Origin of the sequence: Streptomyces sp. NPDC048171, from assembly GCF_043202655.1 — a bacterium.
Lineage (GTDB): Bacteria > Actinomycetota > Actinomycetes > Streptomycetales > Streptomycetaceae > Streptomyces.
Map to the genome: position 1 here is coordinate 859,565 of NZ_JBIDAU010000002.1, position 21,410 is coordinate 880,974.

General features: G+C 72.1%; 15 protein-coding genes. 13 read left to right on the top strand and 2 right to left on the bottom strand.

Going from position 1 to position 21,410, the window contains the following annotated elements:
- Positions 1-3: 3 nt before the first annotated feature.
- The 7 genes from gatB to ACGF3J_RS08370 all read left to right on the top strand — a co-directional run bounded on the left by gatB (position 4) and on the right by ACGF3J_RS08370 (position 8,948).
- On the top strand, positions 4-1,518 hold the full coding sequence (gene gatB / locus ACGF3J_RS08340) for an Asp-tRNA(Asn)/Glu-tRNA(Gln) amidotransferase subunit GatB (RefSeq protein ID WP_125489415.1): 1,515 nt from the start codon (positions 4-6) through the stop codon (positions 1,516-1,518).
- Positions 1,519-1,736: 218 nt separating this feature from the next.
- Positions 1,737-3,983 carry an MMPL family transporter gene (locus ACGF3J_RS08345; protein ID WP_393853668.1) on the top strand — a complete coding sequence of 749 codons (2,247 nt, stop codon included), beginning with the start codon at positions 1,737-1,739 and terminating at the stop codon, positions 3,981-3,983.
- Entirely contained in the window at positions 3,961-4,536 is a 576-nt protein-coding gene (locus tag ACGF3J_RS08350; RefSeq protein ID WP_161327166.1) for a GNAT family N-acetyltransferase, read from the top strand. Before ACGF3J_RS08345 ends, ACGF3J_RS08350 begins: the two co-directional genes overlap by 23 nt.
- 35 nt (positions 4,537-4,571) lie before the next feature.
- Entirely contained in the window at positions 4,572-5,126 is a 555-nt protein-coding gene (locus tag ACGF3J_RS08355) for a hypothetical protein (RefSeq protein ID WP_393853669.1), read from the top strand.
- A 199-nt stretch (positions 5,127-5,325) separates the two neighbouring features.
- Positions 5,326-5,511, top strand: coding sequence for a hypothetical protein (locus ACGF3J_RS08360; protein WP_393853670.1), 186 nt, complete (start codon positions 5,326-5,328; stop codon positions 5,509-5,511).
- Between the two features lie 104 nt (positions 5,512-5,615).
- Positions 5,616-8,708, top strand: coding sequence for an AAA family ATPase (locus tag ACGF3J_RS08365; RefSeq protein ID WP_393853671.1), 3,093 nt, complete (start codon positions 5,616-5,618; stop codon positions 8,706-8,708).
- A gap of 39 nt (positions 8,709-8,747) precedes the next feature.
- Positions 8,748-8,948, top strand: coding sequence for a DUF6191 domain-containing protein (locus ACGF3J_RS08370; RefSeq protein WP_161331431.1), 201 nt, complete (start codon positions 8,748-8,750; stop codon positions 8,946-8,948).
- 6 nt (positions 8,949-8,954) lie between these two features.
- Here the strand turns inward: ACGF3J_RS08370 and ACGF3J_RS08375 are convergent, their stop codons facing one another.
- A complete protein-coding gene (locus ACGF3J_RS08375) occupies positions 8,955-10,124 on the bottom strand; it encodes a sorbosone dehydrogenase family protein (RefSeq protein WP_161331432.1) in 1,170 nt (389 codons plus the stop codon).
- Between the two features lie 243 nt (positions 10,125-10,367).
- On the bottom strand, positions 10,368-11,366 hold the full coding sequence (locus ACGF3J_RS08380) for an aldo/keto reductase (RefSeq protein WP_161331433.1): 999 nt from the start codon (positions 11,364-11,366) through the stop codon (positions 10,368-10,370).
- A 76-nt stretch (positions 11,367-11,442) separates the two neighbouring features.
- Between ACGF3J_RS08380 and ACGF3J_RS08385 the strand changes: the two genes are divergently transcribed.
- The 6 genes from ACGF3J_RS08385 to serA all read left to right on the top strand — a co-directional run bounded on the left by ACGF3J_RS08385 (position 11,443) and on the right by serA (position 21,402).
- Positions 11,443-12,384 carry a 2-hydroxyacid dehydrogenase gene (locus tag ACGF3J_RS08385; protein WP_161331434.1) on the top strand — a complete coding sequence of 314 codons (942 nt, stop codon included), beginning with the start codon at positions 11,443-11,445 and terminating at the stop codon, positions 12,382-12,384.
- A gap of 338 nt (positions 12,385-12,722) precedes the next feature.
- Positions 12,723-15,785: an EAL domain-containing protein gene (locus ACGF3J_RS08390; RefSeq protein WP_161331435.1), complete on the top strand. Its 3,063-nt coding sequence runs from the start codon at positions 12,723-12,725 to the stop codon at positions 15,783-15,785.
- Positions 15,786-16,028: 243 nt separating this feature from the next.
- Positions 16,029-17,876, top strand: coding sequence for an acetolactate synthase large subunit (locus tag ACGF3J_RS08395; protein ID WP_202558799.1), 1,848 nt, complete (start codon positions 16,029-16,031; stop codon positions 17,874-17,876).
- A gap of 34 nt (positions 17,877-17,910) precedes the next feature.
- Positions 17,911-18,435, top strand: a complete 525-nt coding sequence (gene ilvN / locus ACGF3J_RS08400; protein ID WP_122617626.1) for an acetolactate synthase small subunit — start codon at positions 17,911-17,913, stop codon at positions 18,433-18,435.
- A gap of 118 nt (positions 18,436-18,553) precedes the next feature.
- A complete protein-coding gene (gene ilvC / locus ACGF3J_RS08405) occupies positions 18,554-19,552 on the top strand; it encodes a ketol-acid reductoisomerase (RefSeq protein ID WP_125491997.1) in 999 nt (332 codons plus the stop codon).
- 260 nt (positions 19,553-19,812) lie between these two features.
- Positions 19,813-21,402: a phosphoglycerate dehydrogenase gene (gene serA / locus ACGF3J_RS08410; RefSeq protein WP_161331438.1), complete on the top strand. Its 1,590-nt coding sequence runs from the start codon at positions 19,813-19,815 to the stop codon at positions 21,400-21,402.
- Positions 21,403-21,410 lie beyond the last annotated feature (8 nt).

Consider the following 21,410-nt stretch of genomic DNA (forward strand, 5'->3'; position numbering starts at 1 on the left):
ACCGTGACCACCACGACCGACCTGGTGTCGTACGAGGACGCACTCGCGTCGTACGACCCCGTCATGGGCCTCGAGGTCCATGTCGAACTCGGCACCAAGACCAAGATGTTCTGCGGCTGTTCGACCGCGCTCGGCGCCGACCCGAACACCCAGACCTGCCCCGTCTGCCTCGGCATGCCCGGCGCCCTCCCGGTCGTCAACGCGACCGGCGTCGAGTCGGCGATCCGGATCGGTCTCGCGCTGAACTGCGAGATCGCCGAGTGGTGCCGCTTCGCCCGGAAGAACTACTTCTATCCGGACATGCCGAAGAACTTCCAGACCTCCCAGTACGACGAGCCGATCGCCTTCGACGGCTACCTCGACGTACAGCTGGAGGACGGCGAGACCTTCCGCGTCCAGATCGAGCGCGCCCACATGGAGGAGGACACCGGCAAGTCGACGCACGTCGGTGGCGCGACGGGCCGCATCCACGGCGCCTCGCACTCCCTGCTCGACTACAACCGCGCCGGTATCCCGCTCATCGAGATCGTCACCAAGCCGATCGAGGGAGCGGGCGAACGCGCCCCCGAGGTCGCCCGGGCCTACGTCCGTGAGCTGCGCGAGCTGATCCGTGCCCTCGGTGTGTCCGAGGCCCGCATGGAGATGGGCCAGATGCGCTGCGACGTCAACCTGTCGCTGCGCCCGCACGGCCGGGAGAAGTTCGGCACCCGCAGCGAGACCAAGAACGTCAACTCGCTGCGTTCCGTGGAGCGCGCGGCCCGCTTCGAGATCCAGCGGCACGCCGCCGTGCTGAACGACGGCGGCACGATCATCCAGGAGACCCGCCACTTCCACGAGGACACGGGGTCCACCACCTCGGGCCGCGTGAAGGAGGAGGCCGAGGACTACCGGTACTTCCCGGAGCCCGACCTGGTGCCGGTCGCCCCCTCGCGCGAGTGGGTCGAGGAGATCAGGTCCGCCCTGCCCGAGCTGCCGCTGGTGCGCCGCAACCGGCTCCGCGAGGAGTGGGGCATCTCCGGCAACGACATGCAGTCGATCCTCAACGCCGGAGCGCTGGACCCGATCGTCGCCACCATCGACGCCGGCGCCGACGCGACCTCCGCCCGCAAGTGGTGGATGGGCGAGCTGGCCCGCAGCGCCAACGAGTCGGGCAAGGCGCTCGACGAGCTGGCGATCACGCCGGTCCAGGTCGCCCGCGTCGCCGAGCTGGTGACGAAGGGCGACCTGAACGACAAGCTGGCCCGCCAGGTCATCCTGGGCGTCCTCGCCGGTGAGGGCACGCCGGACGAGGTCGTCGACAAGCGCGGTCTGAAGGTCGTCTCCGACGAGGGCGCGCTGACCGCCGCCGTCGACGACGCCATCGCCGGCAACCCGGGCGTCGCGGACAAGATCCGCGGCGGCAAGGTGGCCGCGGCCGGCGCCCTGGTCGGCGCGGTCATGAAGGCCACCCGGGGCCAGGCGGACGCGGCCCGCGTCAAGGAGCTGATCCTGGAGAAGCTGGGCGTGACCGAGGGCTGAGCACCGCAGCACCGCAGCACGCGAGCCCTGGGGGGACGCGCCGACCACGGCGCGTCCCCCCAGGGCCGTTGTTGTGAATAAGCCCACTAAGTCCGCAAACGATCAATTCGGCCTGCAAGAGTGATTCCGCATTGCTCATGCGTTCTTTGCGGGCCGTTCACACCATGGACGACTGCCCCCGGTCAAAGATCCACAATCAGACACCTGGGAGCACGTTCGTGGCAGCCCTCGCACGCTGGTGTGTTCGACGTCGGCTCATCGCCGTCCTGCTGTGGCTCCTCGCCCTCGGCGGCGTGGCCACGGCCGCCGCGGTCACGGGCTCCGCCTACTCCAACGACTACGCGATCCCGGGCACGGACTCCGACCGCGCCTCCCGGCTGCTCGCCTCCGGCTTCCCGGGCCTGGACGGCGACAGCGACACCGTCGTCTGGCACACCGAGGACGGCACCGTCCGGGATCCCGCCGTCGAACAGGCCATGTCCGGCGCCCTCCAGCACATCGCGGAGCTGCCGGGAGTGGCCGCGGTGACCAACCCCTACGACGACCCCGACTCGCCCCACATCAGCGAGAACGCCCGTACCGCCTACGCCACGGTGACCTTCGAGGACGCCTCGGGGGACATCGACGCGGCCGAGGCGCGTGCCGTGGTGGACACCGCCGAGGCGGCCCGGGCCGACGGGCTCCGCGTCGAGATGGGCGGCGGCGCCGTCGCCCTCACCGAGTCGGCCGGCGGTCACCTCGCCGAGGCGGTCGGCGTGGCCGTGGCCGCGGTCGTGCTCTTCCTCGCCTTCGGCTCCGTGGCCGCGGCCCTGCTGCCCATCGCCACCGCGCTGGTCTCCGTCGGCACCGCCTACGCCGGCATCACGCTCCTCGGTCACTTCATGACCGTCGCCGACTTCGCGCCCATGCTGGGCACCCTCATCGGACTCGGCGTGGGGATCGACTACGCCCTGTTCATCGTCACCAGGCACCGGCGCGGACTGAAGCGCGGCCTGTCCGTGACCGAGGCCGCCGCCAGTGCCGTGGCGACCACGGGCCGCGCCGTCGTCTTCGCGGGTGCGACTGTTTGCATCGCGCTGCTGGGCATGCTGATCCTCCGGCTCAGCTTCCTCAACGGCGTCGCCGTCGCCGCCTCGCTGACCGTGCTCCTCACCGTCGCGGCCTCCGTGACCCTGCTGCCGGCCCTGCTGTCGTACATCGGCCCGCGGGCGCTGAGCCGGCGCGAGCGGCGCCGCCTCGCGGAGCACGGGCCCGAACCCGAGGTGCCGACCGGGTTCGCCGCACGCTGGTCGGCCTTCGTCGAGCGGCACCCCAAGCTGCTGGGCGCCGTTGCCCTCGTCGTCATCACCGTGCTCGCGCTGCCCACCCTCGATCTGCGCCTCGGCACCTCCGACCAGGGCAACGACCCCCGCTCCACGACCACCCGCCAGGCCTACGACCTCCTCGCCGACGGCTTCGGCCCCGGCGTCAACGGCCCGCTCACCCTGGTCACCGACGTCCGCGGCGCCGAGGACCGCCTCGCACTGGACAACCTCGACGCCACCCTGCGCACCACCGAGGGCGTCTCCTCGGTGACCCCGGTGATGTACAACTCGGCCGGCGACGCCGCGTACCTCACCGTCGTACCCGAGTCCGCCCCGCAGTCCCGGGACACCAGCGACCTCGTCGAGCGGCTGCGCTCCGAGGTGTTGCCGCGTGCCGAGGCCGGCACCGCGCTCGACGTGCACGTGGGCGGAGTGACGGCCGGATACGACGACTTCGCCGAGGTCATCGTCGGCAAGCTGCCCCTCTTCGTCGGCGTCGTCGTCGGCCTGGGCTGCCTGCTGCTCCTGCTCGCCTTCCGCTCCGTCGGCATCCCCCTCAAGGCCGCCGCCATGAACATCGCCGCCGTGGCCGCCGCGTTCGGCGTCGTCGTGGTGATCTTCCAGTGGGGCTGGGGGAGCGAACTGCTCGGCCTCGGCAGCGCGGGACCGATCGAACCCTTCCTGCCCGTGATCATGGTCTCGGTGCTCTTCGGGCTCTCCATGGACTACCAGGTGTTCCTGGTCAGCCGCATGTACGAGGAGTGGCTCGAGACGGGCGACAACCGCCGTGCGGTCCGGGTCGGGCTCGCCGAGACCGGCCGTGTGATCAACTCCGCCGCCGTCATCATGATCTCGGTCTTCCTCGCCTTCGTGCTCAGCGGCGACCGGGTGATCGCCATGTTCGGCATCGCGCTCGCCGCCGCCGTCGCCCTCGACGCCTTCGTCCTGCGCACGCTGCTGGTGCCCGCCCTGATGCACCTCCTGGGCCGCGCCAACTGGTGGCTGCCCCGCCGCCTGGACGCCGTACTGCCGCGCATCAGCATCGAGCCGCCCGAGTGCCGGGCCGCCCATGAGAGGCTGGCCGCTGCGACGGACGCCGAGGTGGCGGACGTTCTCGCGGAGGAGGAGCGGCAGCGGGATGTACGCGATATCACTGGGTGACGACGGCGCCGAACTGCGCCCCCTGGAGACCTGGCACGCCGAGGAGTTCCTGGCCCATCTGGACCGGGGCCGGGAGTTCATCACCGAGCACATTCCGTTCGGGGCGAAGGCCACCGACGTCGACTCCGCGCGCGAGGTGCTCCAGGCCTACGCCGACCGGCACGCCGCCGACAGCGGCTTCCTGCACGGGCTGTGGCTGGACGGCAAGCTCGTCGGCGGCCTGCTCTACCGGGTCTTCGACGCCGCCACCGGCGTCTGCGAGATCGGCTGCTGGCTGGAGCCCGCCGGAACCGGCCGCGGCCTGGTCACCCGCGGCGCCCGCGTCCTGATCGACTGGGCCTTCGACGAGCGCGGCATGCACCGCGTGGAGTGGCACGCCTCCTCGGCGAACACCCCGAGCGTCAACGCCGCGCGGCGACTCGGCATGATGCGTGAGGGTGTGCTGCGCGAGAGCTTCCCCTACCGGGGTGCCCGCCAGGACATGGAGGTGTGGGCGGTGCTCGCGCCCGAGTGGCGTGAAGCACGCGCGCGTGCCGCTCACAGGGATCATTAAGGGACCTCTCAGACAGCGTCCGTACGGTGCGAGGCATGGGAACGAAGACAGTGGACGAGACCGGCGTGAAGACCGAGGACAAGACGGACGCGGTGGCCGAGGCGCCCGAGAACGCGGAGGCCGAGACCGCCGACGCCGTGAACGACGAGGCAGTGGAGGACGACGCCGTCACCACTGCCACCGAGAACGAGGGCCCCACCGGTGTCGGCCAGGGCGCGGGCGCCGTCGTCTCCGCCGGACTGGGCATCGTCTCCCTGACCGGCAGCTGGGTCGGCACCGTGGCCTCCGCGCGCGAGTCCCTGATCGGCCAGCTCCAGTCGACGTCGACCTCCGACGTCGGCGCGCTGATCGAGAAGGGCTACGGCAACGCCTGGCAGGCCACCGCGATGTGGGGCGGCATCTTCGCCCTGGTCGCCCTGATCGTCGGCGTCGTGGTGCTGGCCCGCCCCGCGTTCGGCGCGCCCGGCCGGCCGCAGGCCCCGTGGATCAAGTCGGTCGCCTGGGCGGGCGTCGGCCTCGGCGTCATCGGCCTGCTGCTGGCCGTCCTGAAGTACACGGACATCCTTCTCGGCCTGCCGTCCGCCGGCTGACCGGGCCCTCTGAGGGGTCTTAGGACACGGGCGCGCACCCTGCGCCGTTCCTAAGGCCCCTCACGCACGTCTAAGGCCCCGCCCGGCGCCGAAGATGCGGCACTTACCCGATGTGGCGGACCCCCCTGGGAGACGAAGGTTGAGGCATCGCAGAAAGCGAAGCCGAAACGGGCGTCACACCAGGGAAAAGGGACACGCCATGTTCGAGTACGAGATCCACCGGACCCGTTTCGCCGAACTCATCCGCATCGCCGACGAGGCCCGGCTGGCCCGCCAGGCCGTCCAGGCCCGGCGTGCCGAGCGCCGCCAGGCCCGGCACGCCGCCGCCGAGACGGAGAGCCATACGCCGCGACAGCGCCGGCACCGGTTCGCCCGGGTCGCGTGAACGGGGGGACCGGGGAGGGAGGCCGCACGGCCTCCCTCCCCGCCGTCGTCTCCGTGGCCGACCCGTCGGCCAAAACCGATGCTCCACTGTCGGACCCGCGTGCGATGCTCTGGTCCGTGGAGACCAGGTCCGTGAGTCCCGTGTTCATCGGCCGCGCCGGCGAACTGGACACCTTGAAGGACGCGCTCGGGCGCGCCGAGGCCGCCGAACCGCAGGCCCTGCTGCTCGGCGGCGAGGCGGGCGTCGGCAAGACCCGCCTCGTCGAGGAGTTCGCCGGCGCCGCCGGCCGGCAGGGCGCCGTCGTCGCGCTGGGCGGTTGCGTCGAGATCGGCGCCGACGGGCTGCCCTTCGCGCCCTTCTCCACCGCGCTGCGCGCCCTGCGCCGCCACCTGCCCACGGAGCTGGCCGCCGCAGCCGCCGGGCAGGAGGAGGAGCTGGCCCGGCTGCTGCCCGAACTGGGCGAGGCCACCCCGGGCACCGGCGGCCGGCACGACGAGGAGAGCATGGCCCGCCTCTTCGAACTCACCGCCCGCCTGCTGGAGCGCGTCGCCGCCCGGCACACCGTCCTCCTCGTCCTGGAGGACCTGCACTGGGCCGACGCGTCCACCCGCCACCTGATCGCCTACCTCTTCCGCACCCTGCGCACCGGCCGGCTGGTGGTCCTGGCCACCTACCGCTCCGACGACATCCACCGCCGCCACCCGCTGCGCCCGCTGCTCGCCGAACTCGACCGGCTGCGCACCGTCCGCCGCCTCGAACTCGGCCGCTTCACCCGCGACGAGGTGGGCCGCCAGATCGCCGGCATCCTCGCCCAGGAACCCGACCCCCTCCAGGTCGACGAGATCTTCGAACGCTCCGACGGCAACGCCTTCTTCGTCGAGGAACTCGCCGTGGCCGCCCACGAGGGCAGCTGCACCGGCCTCACCGACTCCCTGCGCGACCTGCTCCTGGTCCGCGTGGAGGCCCTCCCCGAGAGCGCCCAGCGGGTGGCCCGGATCGTCGCCGAGGGCGGCTCCACCGTCGAGTACCGGCTGCTCGCCGCGGTCGCCCGGCTCGCCGAGGACGACCTCATCGAGGCGCTGCGGTCCGCGGTGAACGCCAACATCCTGCTCCCCGCGCCCGACGGCGACGGCTACCGCTTCCGCCACTCCCTGGTCCGCGAGGCCGTCGGCGACGACCTGCTGCCCGGCGAGCGCTCCCGCCTCAACCGCCGTTACGCCGAGGCCCTGGACGCCGAGCCCACGCTGGTGCCCGCGACGGAGCGCGTGATGCGCCTGGCCAGCTACTGGTACCACGCCCACGACGCCGCGAAGGCCCTGCCCGCCGTCCTCGACGCCTCCGTCGAGGCCCGCCGCCGGCACGCCTACTCCGAACAGCTCCGGCTGCTGGAGCGGGCCATGGAGCTGTGGGACTCCGCCCCCGACGCCGTACGCGACACGCTGCGCCCCGTCGACTACACCGAGGTCTACCCTCCCCGCGGCTGTGACCCGGCCGGCGCGCCCCTGCGCTACCTGGACCTGATGGCCGAGGCCGCCGTCGCCGGACGGCTGTGCGGGGAGCGCGAACGCGCGATGAAGATCACCAAGCGGGCGCTGCGGCTCCTGGAGGACGAGCCGGACGCCGGGCCCGGAGCGGGCGCGAGCGGCCGTGACCCGCAGCGCGCCGCCTGGTTCTGGACGCAGCGCTCCCTCCTGGTCCAGGCCCAGGGGCGCGGCGACGGCTGGCGCGAGCTGGGCATCGCCCAGGAACTGGTCCGCGGCCTGCCGCCCTCCCAGGTGCACGCCGAGGTCCTCGCCATGGCCGCCAACTGGCAGATGCTGCACAGCCCGGGCCCCGGCGCGGTCACCGCCGCCGAGCGGGCCGTGGAGTACGCGCGCATGGTCGGCGCCGACGACATCGAGCTGAACGCCCGGCTCACCCTCGGCGGCCTGATGGTGGACGCCGGGCACATCGAGGCCGGACTCGCGGAGATGTTCCAGGTCAGAGACTTGGTGGTGGCGCAGGGACGCTCCCCCGCGGTGGCCCGCAGCCACGTCAACCTGCCCTCGACGCTGGAGAGCCTGGGCCGGTCCGAGGACGCCATCGGCATCCTGCGGGAAGGCGTCGACCTCACGCGCCGGATGGGACTGCTGGACTCCGAGGCCTGGGTCTGGGGCAATCTCGCCGAATCACTGATCTCCCTGGGCCGCTGGGACGAGGCGATGCGGGCCGCGGACATGGCGGCCGCCCCCGGCCGGGGCCCCGCGCCCCGCGGCGGCGCCGCCCTCAAGCGGGCCGTCGTCGCTCTCGCCCGCGGCGAGCGCGCCGAGGCGGCCCGGCTGCTCGCCGAGGCCCGCGCCGCCTACGGCACCCACGACCCGATGCCGCAGCACCACCTGCCGCTGGCCGCCCTCACCGTCGGCATCGCCGCGGCCGACGGCCGCATCCCGGACGCCCGCGCCGAACTCGGCCGCATCCTTGAGGCGGGCTTCCCGCCCGGCACCCAGCGCTACGGCTGGCCGCTGCTGCTGTCCGCCGCCGAGGCGGAGGCCGACGCCCGCACGGTGCCGGCCGCCGACGAGGGCCGGGCCGAGGTCCTCGACCGCATCGCGGCCGCCGCGAAGTCCCTGACCACCGGCGTCCCCGTCTGGGAGGCCCACGAGAAGTGGGTCCGCGCCGAGCTGCACCGGGCCCGGGACCAGGACACCCCGCAGACCTGGTCGGAAGCGGTCACCGCCTTCGAACGCCTGGAGCGGCCCTACGATCTCGCCCGCGTCCGCCACCGGCTGGCCGGCGCCCTCCTGGCCACCGGCGGCGAGGACGAGCGCGCCCGCGCCACGGAGCTGCTCCGCCTGGCCGGCACCGTCGCCGAACACCTCGGCGCGCGCCCGCTGGCCGAGTCCGTCGCCCTGCTCGCGCAGCGCGCCCGCCTCACCCTCGGCCACCCCCGGGGCCCCGCCCCCGCCACCGCCCCCACCGATCCGGCCGAGGCCCTCGGCCTCACCGGCCGCGAGCGCGACGTGCTGCGCCTGGTCTCGGACGGCCGTACCAACCGTCAGATAGCCGAGGAGCTGTTCATCTCGCCCAAGACGGCCAGCGTGCACGTCTCCAACATCCTGGCGAAGCTCGGCGTCTCCGGCCGCGGCGAGGCGGCGGCGCTGGCCCACCGGCTGGCGCTGTTCCCCGCCGAACGGCTCACGTCCGGTTCGACGGAGTGACGCCTACGCTGTAAGGGACGCCGAACGACGGAGGCACGCGTGTTCAACGCATTCGACGAACTGTTCTCCCCCGGCCGCAAGCACACCCGCGACGAGCAGAACCGCCTGGAGCTGACCCGCGAGGACGTCGGCGACGGCGACCCCGGCCGGGGCCCGATAGATCTCGGCTCGGGCCGGGTCGTCGTCCACCCGCCGCACCCCGGGGAGGCCGCGAAGCCCGCGCCGCCCGACGAGGAGTGACAGGCCCTAGCTCACCTCCAGCTCCAGGATCCGGTCGTCGCCGCCCTTCGCGTCGCCGCGGCCGTCGGTGTTGCTGGTGACCAGCCACAGCTTGTCGCCGCCCGCCGGTGCGACCGTGCGCAGCCGGCCGTACTCGCCCTCCAGGAACGCCTGCGGGTCGGCCGAGGTCTCCGTGCCCTTCAGCGGGATCCGCCACAGCCGCTCGCCGCGCAGCCCCGCCATCCACACCGAGCCCGCCGCGTACGCGATGCCGCTGGGGGAGGCCTCGTCGGTGCTCCACTGGGTCACCGGGTCGTGGAACCCGGAGCCGCCGCCCTCGCCCTCCGCCTCCGGCCAGCCGTAGTTGTCGCCCGGCTTGATCGCGTTCAGCTCGTCCCAGGTGTCCTGGCCGAACTCCGAGGCGAACAGGCGCTGCTTGCCGTCCCAGGCCAGCCCCTGCACGTTCCGATGGCCGTAGGAGTACACCGGGGAGTCGGGGAAGGGGTTGCCGGGCGCCGGTTCGCCGTCCGGCGTCATCCGGAGGATCTTGCCACCGAGGGAGTCCTTGTCCTGCGACAGCCCGGTGTCGCCGCTCTCGCCGGTGCCCGCGTAGAGCATCTTGTCGGGGCCGAACGCGATCCGGCCGCCGTTGTGGATCACGCCCTTGGGAATGCCCCGGAAGACCGTGTCGGGCGCTCCGAGCTGCTCACCGGCCGGCTTCTTCTCGTCGTACAGCATGCGCACGATGCGGTTGTCCGAGGCGGAGGTGTAGTACGCGTAGATCATGTGGTCCGAGGCGTAGTCGGGGGAGAGCGCGATGCCCAGGAGGCCGCCCTCGCCCGACGCGGAGACCCCGGGCACCTCGCCCAGCTCCGTCTTGTCGCCGTTCTTCTCGGAGACGTGCGTGATCGTGGCGTCGTCGCGGGAGGAGACCAGCAGGTCGCCGCCCGGCAGCGGGGCCAGTCCCCAGGGGCTTGCCAGTCCCGTGGTGACCGTACGGAGCACCTTCACGGAGCCCTTCGCCGGCGGCGTCTCCTCGGCGGCCGGTCCGGACGGCGAGGACTGCGCGGTCGTGGTCCCGGGGGAGGCGCTGCCGTCCGTGTCCGACGGGTCCCCGTCGCCGGAGGAGCAGCCGGCCGTCAGCAGGAGGGCGGCGGCGGCCAACACGGCCGACACGGCTCGACGTTGCACGATCATGGTCCCTTCGACGCGGCGGGTTCTTCCCTGTCATACACCGCACGAGCCTTCCAAGTTCCCGATCGTCGCAACCCGAACCCGGAACGGGTCCCGGCTCGTCCGGCGGACCATGCCCCGCCCGGTCCCGCTGGCGCGTCGACGCCCTACCGACCCCCGCGGCCGGACGCACCGGACCGGCTCCCCCGCTGAACGGCCGTCGTCGCCGTCCCCCGCCCGGAGCCGCCGGACGGGCCCCCGCGCCGGTCAGTCCCAGGAGCCCCGCGCCGCCGGCAGCCCCCGCACCTCCGCCAGGTCCCGCTCGGTCAGCCGCAGCCCGGCCGCGCCCGCGTTCTCGCCCACCCAGCGCTCCCGCTTGGTGCCCGGCACCGGCACCACGTGCCGTCCCTGGGCCAGCACCCACGCCAGCGCCACCTGCGCCGGGGTGACGTCGTCGCCGTGCCGGGCCGCGATCCGGCGCAGGCCGGCCACGATCGGCTGGTTGGCGGCCATCATCTCGGCGGTGAAGCGGGGATGCCGGGCGCGCAGGTCCTCCGGCTCGAAGCCCTGCCCGGGCGTCAGCGTGCCGGTCAGATAGCCGTTGCCCAGCGGCATCGCGGCGAGGAAGCCCACGCCGCGCGAGACGCACCACGGCAGCAGCGTGCGCAGCGCCTCCGGCGACCACACCGACAGCTCGGCCTGCACCGCGCTCACCGGGAAGACCTGCTGCACCCGCTCCAGCTGCCCGATCGTCGCGTCGTGCAGCCGCGCCCCGGGCCGCCGGGCCGACCGCGCGCCGACCGCGCAGAGCCCGAGCGCCCGCACCTTCCCCGCCCGCACCAGGTCGGCCATCGCGCCCCAGGTCTCCTCGACCGGTATCTCGGGGTCGGCCCGGTGCAGTTGGTAGAGGTCGATGACGTCCGTCTGGAGCCGGCGCAGCGAGGCGTCGCAGGCCCGGCGCACATAGCCGGGGCGGCCGTTGGCCACGATGTGCTGCTCGCCCACGAGGAGTCCGACCTTGGTGGACACGAAGGCGTCGGACCGCCGCTCCCGCAACACCCGCCCCAGCAGCAGCTCGTTGGTGAACGGGCCGTACATGTCCGCCGTGTCCAGCAGGGTGGCGCCGAGGTCGAGGGCCCGGTGCACCGCCCTGACCGACTCGTCGCCCCGCTGCCGCGACGTGCTGTACGCCCAGCTCATCGGCATGCACCCCAGTCCGACGGCCCCCACCGCGAGCGCCGTCGCGCCGATCGTCCTGCGCTCCACCTGGTCGTGACCCTCCCTCGTCAGGCCACCCAACCTAACCTCTGCCCCTCCGCCTCCCTGACATAGCCTCCTGACCATGACTGCTGACGTGTGGCTGCCCATCCCGCCGGACGAGATCGAGGGCCTCCCCGAGGGCCCCGTGTACCGCCACTGGAACGGTGAGGAGACCTTTCCCGCCGACCCGGCCGACTGCGCGTACTACGTCGTCCCCTACATGAAGCCCAGCGGGATCGGGACCCGCCCGCTGCCCGGGATGCGCTCCGTCCAGGTCGTCCAGACCCTGTCCGCGGGCATCGACCACGTGGAGCCCGGACTCCGGTACCTGCCCCCGGGCGTCCGGCTGTGCAACGCCCGCGGGGTGCACGAGGCCAGCACCGCGGAGCTGACCCTCGCCCTGATCCTGGCGTCGCTGCGCGGCATCCCGGACTTCGTGCGGGCCCAGGACCGGGGCGAGTGGCTCGGCGGGTTCCGGCCGGCGCTCGCCGACCGGAAGGTGATCGTCGTCGGGTACGGATCGATCGGCGCCGCGATCGAGGACCGGCTCGTGCCCTTCGAGGTCGCGCCGGTCGTGCGCGTCGCGCGCTCCGCACGCACCACGGCGCGCGGTCCGGTGCACCCGCTCACCGAACTGCCCGCCCTGCTCCCGGAGGCGGACGTCGTGATCCTCTCCACCCCGCTCACCGAGGCCACCCGCCATCTCGTCGACGCGGAGTTCCTGGCCCGGATGAAGGACGGCGCCCTGCTCGTCAACGTCGCGCGCGGGCCGGTCGTCGACACGAAGGCGTTGCTCGCCGAACTGGAGAGCGGACGCCTCACCGCCGCCCTCGACGTGACCGACCCCGAACCGCTGCCGCCGGGCCACCCGCTGTGGCATGCTCCCGGCATAGTCATCAGCCCGCATGCCGGCGGGCCGACCTCCGCCTTCCTGCCGCGCGCCAAGCGGCTGCTGGTGGACCAGTTGAACCGTTTCGTGAACCGGGAACCACTGCGCAACGTGATCCTGACGACGGGCGAGTAATCCGTTTCGGGCACCCTCCGCAACCCCGTGGATGCGGTGGGTGCGCGCATATCCGCTGGTCGTCACGGAGCGTAGAGAACCTATGTCCCTGAGTGACGATCCTGGTGTATCGTCCGACAGGGGATGCGCCGCGCACCGTTCGGCGCCGGGGATGGACATCTCAGACTGTGAGGGGGGCGACGGGCGATGCACGGCCTATGGACGAACGACCCGACGCGGCGGAGCCGCCGCCGACGACCCTGGCGCACGACCACGACCGCGCGCGGACGGGATCGGCACAGCCATCGCGCCCAGTGCGGCCCCCACCGCCCCCGGCCGGGCGGCCGCGGGAGGCCCCGGTGAGCCCGCCGCCCGTGCCCACGCTGGACGGAGCGCTGCGCGCGCAGCCGACCCCCGGACCGCTGCTGCCCCGGCCCTCGGCCGCCTCCCGCGGCCCCACCTTCGTCCGTCAGCTCGTGCTGGCCCTGGTCTGCGCGGGCTATGCCGTCGGGTCCGCGCTCGGCTGGGGTTCGGAGTACGCCGCCAAGATCATGGGTGACTTCGGGCTGAGCGCCGCCGCCGGCGCCGCCGCCGTCTCCTGCTTCCTCTACGCCCGCGGACGCCGTGTCCGCTTCCGGCCGGCGTGGCTGCTCTTCGCCCTCTCCTCGGCCATGGCGTCCCTGGGCAACCTGGTCTGGGGGTGGTACGAGGTCGTCCTGCGGGTGCCCGTGCCCAGTCCCAGCTACGCCGACCTGTTCTTCCTGTGCTTCGCGCCGCCCGCCATCGTGGGGCTGCTCGTCCTGGCCAAACGGCCGGTCACCAAGGCCGGCTGGATCTGCCTGGGCCTGGACGCCTGGCTGATCGGCGGCTCGCTGCTGACGCTGGCCTGGAGCCTCGCGCTCGCCCAGGCGGCCAAGGCCGAGGGCGGGTCCAGCGTGGCGCACTCCGCGCTCTCGGTGGCGTACCCGCTGCTCGACATCGCCCTGGTCAGCATGGTGCTGGCGCTGCACTTCAGGCGCTCGCCCGTCTGCCGTTCGGCGGTCAACACCGCCATCGGCGCGCTCGCCCTGACGGTGATGTGCGACGCCCTCTTCACCTCCCCGCTGTTCCACAACAACTACCGCTCCGGCCAGTTGCTCGACGCGGGCTGGTTCGCCGGCTCCCTGCTGCTCGCCTACGCCCCCTGGGCCGCGACCCGGCGCGGACGGTCCCCGGGCCCGGAGGGCGCCGGCGGGCACACGCGCGTGGTGCGCGAGCACATGCCCGGACAGCGCGGCTCCGGGCACCCGCAGGCGCCACCGCCCGGGCCCGTGCCGGGCGGTGAGCGGGGTCGCTATCCGGCCGCCCGGCCCATCGCCGGATCCCTGGCCGCGCTCACCCCGTACCTCGCCGCCGCGGTCTGCACCCTGGGCATCCTCTACAACGTGCTCAACGGCCGCAGCGTCGACCGCGTGGTGCTGCTGACCGGCGGCACCGTGGTGCTCGCCCTCGTCGTCCGGCAGGGCATCATGCTGCTCGACAACATCGTCCTCACCCAGGAACTGGCCCAGAAGGAGAACCACTTCCGCTCCCTGGTGCAGGGCTCCAGCGACGTCATCATGATCGCCGCGCCCACCGGCGTCCTCCGCTACGTCTCCCCGGCCGCCGCCGGTGTCTACGGCCGCCCCGCGGAGGACCTGGTCGGCAGCGAACTGGCCGGGCTCATCCACCCGGAGGACCTCGGCTGCGTGATGCACGAGGTGCGCCGCTTCCTCGCCGCCAGTCCCGTCGAGGAACCGACCGCGCGCATCGAGTGCCGCTTCCGCTCCGGGGACGGCGGCTGGCTCAACGTCGAGTCCACCGTCAACCGCCACCACGGCGGCCTCATCTTCAACAGCCGGGACGTCACCGAGCGCGTGCGCCTCCAGGCCCAGCTCCAGCACAACGCCGAACACGACCCGCTCACCGACCTGCCCAACCGCGCCCTGTTCACCCGGCGCGTCCAGCAGGCACTCTCCGGCCGCCGGGCCATGGACCGCGGTGCCGCCCTGCGTGGTACGGCGGTGCTCTTCATCGACCTCGACGGCTTCAAGGGCGTCAACGACACCATCGGCCACCAGGCCGGGGACGAACTGCTCGTACAGGCCGCCCGCAGACTCCACGAGGCCGTCCGCAAGGGGGACACCGCCGCCAGACTGGGCGGCGACGAGTTCGCGGCCCTGATCGTCGGGGACGGGGCCCGGGACCGGGCCGCCCGCGAGGGCCACATCCGAGAACTCGCGGACCGCCTGCGGACGACCCTCTCCCAGCCCTACCTCATCGACGGCAACGATGTCCGTGTCAACGCCTCCATCGGCGTCGCCTTCGCCGAACCGGGCCTAGGCGCGGGTGAGTTGCTGCGCAACGCCGACCTCGCGATGTACCGGGCCAAGGCGAGCGGCAAGGGCCGCGTCGAGCTGTACCGGCCGCAGATGCAGCAGGACGTCGTGCGCAAGGCCGAGCTGGCCACCCGGCTGCGGGTCGCGCTGCACGACGGCGAGTTCGCGCTGCTGCACCAGCCCGTGGTCTCCCTGACGGACGGCCGGATCACGTCGGTCTGCGCCCAGGCGCGCTGGCGCTCCTCGCAGGGCGTGCTGTTCACGCCCGCCGAGTTCCTGCGGGTCGCCGAGGACGCCGACAAGACCGCCGAACTGGACCGCTGGGTGCTCCAGGAGGCCGTCGAGCAGGCCGCCGAACGCGCGGCGACCGGACTGCCGGTCACCGTGGCCATACGCATCGGGGCTCGCCGCCTGCTGGACCGCTCGATGCCGCTGGGTTCCGTGGAGGCCCAGCTGACCCGGCACGGACTCCCGCCGGGCTCCCTCCTGATCGAGCTGTCGGACATCGATCCGCGGGTCGGCCTGGACGAGCTGGACCGCCGGCTGAACGCGCTGCGCAGGGTGGGTGTCCGGATCGCGCTGGACGGCTTCGGCAGCGGCTACGCGGCGATCACCGCGCTGCGGCGCCTGCCCGTCGACGTCCTCAAGCTCGACCGCGGGCTGGTGGAGGGCGTCGTGGAGTCGGCGCGGCTGCACAAGATCACCAGTGGTCTGCTGCGCATCGCCACCGACCTCGGGCTGAAGTCCGTGGCCGACGGGGTGGACCTGCCCGAGCAGATCGTCGCCCTGCGCGCGATGGGCTGCACGCACGGACAGGGCATGGCGTTCTCCGGACCGCTGGACGAGTACCGGCTGCGCAGAGCGCTGGGCACCGGCCACTACCCCGTGCCGCACGGACCGGCCGAACCGGCCTTCGCGGGCGGCGCCAAGGGGGTGTACACCAAGAGCGTCGGCACCACCGCCACTGGCCAGGTCCCCGGCGGCCTCCCGGCGGGACTGCCGGCCGTCCGCGGTGGTGGTACGGCACTGCGCTCACATAATGAGACTCCCGTCCCACCCACTTGACAGTGGGTGCGCGCCGGGGGGAGGGTCAGTGCCATGCGCACCCGAATTCTCGTACTTGGAAAGCGCGTCGGCTGAAGCTGGTGATGTCCGGACCACCCGGACTCCCGGCGAACCACACCCGACGCGCTCCCCTCGCTTGCCATATGGCACGAGGGGTTTTTTGTTGCACAGGCACCCGCCGAGCAGCAGCCGCAGACCGCACGAAACCTCGCAAAAACCCTCAGCATCGAGAAGAGAATGCCGATGACCGAGCAGGCCACCGGGGCCCATCACCCGCAGCCGCGGCCCCGTTCCGGAGGACAGCAGTCCGCCCCCGAGTCCGTCACGGGTGCGAAGTCCCTCATCCGCTCGCTTGAGGAGGTCGGGGTCGACACCGTATTCGGCATTCCCGGTGGCACGATCCTCCCCGCCTACGACCCGATGATGGACTCCAGCCGGGTGCGCCACGTGCTCGTCCGTCACGAGCAGGGCGCGGGTCACGCGGCCACCGGCTACGCGCAGGCCACCGGCAAGGTCGGCGTCTGCATGGCCACGTCCGGCCCCGGCGCCACCAACCTGGTGACGCCGATCGCGGACGCCAACATGGACTCGGTGCCGCTGGTCGCGATCACCGGCCAGGTCGTCTCCAAGGCGATCGGCACGGACGCCTTCCAGGAGGCGGACATCGTCGGCATCACGATGCCGATCACCAAGCACAGCTTCCTGGTCACCAAGGCCGAGGACATCCCGAAGACGATCGCCGAGGCGTTCCACATCGCCTCGACCGGCCGTCCGGGACCGGTCCTCGTCGACATCCCGAAGGACGTGCTGCAGACGCGGACGACCTTCTCCTGGCCGCCGGCCACCGACCTGCCCGGCTACCGCCCGGTCACCAAGCCGCACGCCAAGCAGATCCGCGAGGCCGCCAAGCTCATCTCCGCCGCGAAGCGCCCCGTGCTCTACGTCGGCGGCGGCGTGCTCAAGGCGCAGGCCACCGCCGAGCTGAAGATCCTCGCCGAACTCACCGGGGCGCCCGTCACCACCACCCTGATGGCGCTCGGCGCGTTCCCCGACAGCCACCCGCTGCACGTGGGAATGCCGGGCATGCACGGTGCGGTCACCGCCGTCACCGCGCTGCAGAAGGCCGACCTGATCGTCGCCCTCGGAGCCCGCTTCGACGACCGCGTCACCGGCAAGCTGGACAGCTTCGCCCCGTACGCCAAGATCGTCCACGCCGACATCGACCCGGCGGAGATCGGCAAGAACCGCGCCGCCGACGTCCCGATCGTCGGCGACGCCCGCGAGGTCATCGCCGACCTCGTGCAGGCCGTCCAGAAGGAGCACGACGAGGGCAACAAGGGCGACTACACCGCCTGGTGGAAGGACCTGTCCCGCTGGCGCGACACCTACCCCCTGGGCTACGACCAGCCCGAGGACGGTTCGCTCTCCCCGCAGCAGGTCATCGAGCGCATCGGACAGCTGGCGCCCGAGGGCACGATCTTCGCGGCCGGCGTCGGCCAGCACCAGATGTGGGCCGCGCACTTCGTCCAGTACGAGAAGCCCGCCACCTGGCTGAACTCCGGCGGCGCCGGAACCATGGGCTACGCGGTCCCGGCCGCCATGGGCGCCAAGGCCGGCATGCCCGGCAACGCGGTCTGGGCGATCGACGGCGACGGCTGCTTCCAGATGACCAACCAGGAACTGACCACCTGCGCCCTGAACAACATCCCGATCAAGGTCGCCGTCATCAACAACGGCGCCCTCGGGATGGTCCGCCAGTGGCAGACCCTGTTCTACAACCAGCGGTACTCCAACACCGTGCTCCACTCCGGCCCCGAGGACGTCAACCCGGACGCCCGCGGCACCCGCGTCCCCGACTTCGTGAAGCTGTCGGAGGCCATGGGCTGCTACGCCATCCGCTGCGAGGACCCCGCCGACCTCGACAAGGTGATCGAGGAGGCGAACTCCATCAACGACCGGCCCGTCGTCGTGGACTTCATCGTCCACGAGGACGCGATGGTCTGGCCGATGGTCGCCGCCGGCACCTCCAACGACGAGATCATGGCCGCCCGGGACGTCCGCCCGGACTTCGGCGACAACGAAGACGACTGAGAGCCGTCAGGACTTCAAGCAGAGGAAGCAGACCATGTCCAAGCACACGCTCTCCGTCCTGGTGGAGAACACCCCCGGCGTCCTCGCCCGGATCACCGCCCTCTTCTCCCGCCGCGGCTTCAACATCGACTCGCTCGCCGTCGGCGTCACCGAGCACGCCGACATCTCCCGCATCACCATCGTGGTGAGCGTCGAGGACTTCCCGCTGGAGCAGGTGACGAAGCAGCTCAACAAGCTCGTCAACGTGCTCAAGATCGTCGAGCTGGAGCCCGCCCAGGCCGTCCAGCGTGAACTCGTTCTGGTGAAGGTGCGCTCCGACAACGAGACGCGCTCCCAGATCGTCGAGATCGTCCAGCTGTTCCGCGCCAAGACCGTCGACGTCTCCCCGGAGGCCGTCACCATCGAGGCCACCGGCAGCAGCGACAAGCTGTCCGCCATGCTCAGGATGCTGGAACCGTACGGCATCAAGGAACTCGTCCAGTCCGGCACGATCGCCATCGGCCGCGGCGCCCGTTCGATCACGGACCGCTCGCTGCGCGCGCTCGACCGGTCCGCATAACGACGGCGACGGGCGGCCGGCCCGACGACCAGCCGCCCGTATGCCGAGACCCCGAAACTTCCCTTCCCCCCACCGGCATACGGTGGGACGCAACACCTGCACACAAGGAGAGAACCCAGTGGCCGAGCTGTTCTACGACGCCGACGCCGACCTGTCCATCATCCAGGGCCGCAAGGTCGCGGTCATCGGGTACGGCAGCCAGGGCCACGCCCACGCCCTGTCGCTGCGCGACTCCGGCGTCGACGTGCGCGTCGGTCTGCACGAGGGCTCGAAGTCCAAGGCCAAGGCCGAGGAGCAGGGCCTGCGCGTGGTGAGCCCGTCCGAGGCCGCCGCCGAGGGCGACGTCATCATGATCCTCGTCCCGGACCCGATCCAGGCCGAGGTCTACGAGAAGCACATCAAGGACAACCTGAAGGACGGCGACGCGCTGTTCTTCGGTCACGGCCTCAACATCCGCTACGGCTTCATCAAGCCCCCGGCCGGTGTGGACGTCTGCATGGTCGCCCCCAAGGGCCCGGGCCACCTGGTGCGCCGTCAGTACGAGGAGGGCCGCGGCGTTCCCTGCATCGCCGCCGTCGAGCAGGACGCCTCCGGCAACGCCTTCGCGCTGGCCCTGTCGTACGCGAAGGGCATCGGCGGCACCCGCGCCGGCGTCATCAAGACGACCTTCACCGAGGAGACCGAGACCGACCTCTTCGGCGAGCAGGCCGTCCTCTGCGGTGGTACGGCCGCGCTGGTCAAGGCGGGCTTCGAGACCCTGACCGAGGCCGGTTACCAGCCGGAGATCGCCTACTTCGAGTGCCTGCACGAGCTGAAGCTGATCGTGGACCTCATGTACGAGGGCGGCCTGGAGAAGATGCGCTGGTCGATCTCCGAGACCGCCGAGTGGGGCGACTACGTCACCGGCCCGCGGATCATCACCGACGCCACCAAGGCCGAGATGAAGAAGGTCCTCGCCGAGATCCAGGACGGCACCTTCGCCCAGCAGTGGATGGACGAGTACCACGGCGGCCTGAAGAAGTACAACGAGTACAAGAAGCAGGACTCCGAGCACCTCCTTGAGACCACCGGCAAGGAGCTGCGCAAGCTCATGAGCTGGGTCGACGAAGAGGCGTAGTCCTCACCGCCGGGGCCGGAGCGACGCCGCTCCGGCCCCTTCGGCGAACCCGGGGTAACGTCGGGTGCACGGCGTTGTCCAACCCGTCCAGCCACGGACGGGTGATCCTTCCGCAGAGGCGCGGGACGACGTCCGCCACGCCACTAGACTGCTGAACACATACGCGTCAGGCCCACAGCGTCGTGCGTCTTCCACGCGGCTTAGCGACACCGAATGCGGCCGTCGGGACGGCCGTCCGCATTGGACTTGTGAGGACTCACGTGAGCTCGAAACCTGTCGTACTCATCGCCGAAGAGCTGTCGCCCGCGACCGTGGACGCGCTCGGCCCCGACTTCGAGATCCGCCAGTGCAACGGCGCGGACCGGGCCGAACTGCTCCCCGCCATCGCCGACGTGGACGCGATCCTGGTCCGCTCCGCCACCAAGGTCGACGCCGAGGCCGTCGCCGCCGCCAAGAAGCTCAAGGTCGTCGCCCGGGCCGGGGTCGGCCTGGACAACGTCGACGTCTCCGCCGCCACCAAGGCCGGCGTGATGGTCGTCAACGCGCCGACGTCCAACATCGTGACCGCCGCCGAGCTGGCCTGCGGCCTGATCGTCGCCACCGCCCGCAACATCCCGCAGGCCAACGCCGCGCTGAAGAACGGCGAGTGGAAGCGCAGCAAGTACACCGGCGTCGAGCTGGCCGAGAAGACCCTCGGTGTCGTCGGCCTCGGCCGCATCGGCGCCCTCGTCGCGCAGCGCATGTCGGCGTTCGGCATGAAGGTCGTCGCCTACGACCCCTACGTGCAGCCCGCGCGGGCCGCGCAGATGGGCGTCAAGGTGCTGTCGCTGGACGAACTGCTCGAGGTCTCCGACTTCATCACCGTCCACCTGCCCAAGACCCCCGAGACCCTCGGCCTGATCGGCGACGAGGCGCTGCGCAGGGTCAAGCCCAGCGTCCGCATCGTCAACGCCGCGCGCGGCGGCATCGTCGACGAGGCGGCGCTGTACTCGGCGCTCAAGGAGGGCCGCGTCGCGGGCGCCGGCCTGGACGTGTACGCCAAGGAGCCGTGCACGGACTCGCCGCTGTTCGAGTTCGACCAGGTCGTCGCCACCCCGCACCTCGGCGCCTCCACCGACGAGGCCCAGGAGAAGGCCGGCATCGCGGTCGCCAAGTCGGTGCGGCTCGCCCTCGCCGGTGAGCTGGTCCCGGACGCGGTCAACGTCCAGGGCGGTGTCATCGCCGAGGACGTCAAGCCGGGCCTGCCGCTCGCCGAGCGCCTCGGCCGGATCTTCACCGCGCTCGCCGGCGAGGTCGCCGTCCGCCTCGACGTCGAGGTCTACGGCGAGATCACCCAGCACGACGTGAAGGTGCTGGAGCTGTCCGCGCTCAAGGGTGTCTTCGAGGACGTCGTCGACGAGACGGTGTCGTACGTCAACGCCCCGCTGTTCGCCCAGGAGCGCGGTGTCGAGGTCCGCCTGACCACCAGCTCGGAGTCCCCGGAGCACCGCAACGTCGTCACGGTGCGCGGCACCCTCGCGGACGGCGAGGAGGTGTCGGTCTCCGGCACGCTGGCCGGCCCGAAGCACCTCCAGAAGATCGTCGCCGTCGGCGAGTACGACGTGGACCTGGCCCTCGCCGACCACATGGTCGTCCTGCGCTACGAGGACCGTCCGGGCGTCGTGGGCACCGTCGGCCGCGTCATCGGCGAGGCCGGCATCAACATTGCGGGCATGCAGGTGGCCCGCGCGACGGTCGGCGGCGAGGCGCTGGCCGTGCTTACCGTGGACGACACGGTGCCCTCCGGGGTGCTGGCGGAGGTCGCGTCGGAGATCGGCGCGACGTCCGCCCGGTCGGTGAACCTGGTCTGAGCAACCGC

What these genes read in the sequence shown, in the direction of transcription:
- ACGF3J_RS08395 (WP_202558799.1), top strand. Translation starts at nt 16,029, where the DNA reads ATGACCGAGCAGGCCACCGGGGCCCATCACCCGCAGCCGCGGCCCCGT.
- ACGF3J_RS08350 (WP_161327166.1), top strand. Translation starts at nt 3,961, where the DNA reads ATGTACGCGATATCACTGGGTGACGACGGCGCCGAACTGCGCCCCCTG.
- ACGF3J_RS08360 (WP_393853670.1), top strand. Translation starts at nt 5,326, where the DNA reads ATGTTCGAGTACGAGATCCACCGGACCCGTTTCGCCGAACTCATCCGC.
- ACGF3J_RS08385 (WP_161331434.1), top strand. Translation starts at nt 11,443, where the DNA reads ATGACTGCTGACGTGTGGCTGCCCATCCCGCCGGACGAGATCGAGGGC.
- ACGF3J_RS08365 (WP_393853671.1), top strand. Translation starts at nt 5,616, where the DNA reads ATGCTCTGGTCCGTGGAGACCAGGTCCGTGAGTCCCGTGTTCATCGGC.
- ACGF3J_RS08355 (WP_393853669.1), top strand. Translation starts at nt 4,572, where the DNA reads ATGGGAACGAAGACAGTGGACGAGACCGGCGTGAAGACCGAGGACAAG.
- ilvN (WP_122617626.1), top strand. Translation starts at nt 17,911, where the DNA reads ATGTCCAAGCACACGCTCTCCGTCCTGGTGGAGAACACCCCCGGCGTC.
- ACGF3J_RS08375 (WP_161331432.1), bottom strand. Translation starts at nt 10,124, where the DNA reads ATGATCGTGCAACGTCGAGCCGTGTCGGCCGTGTTGGCCGCCGCCGCC.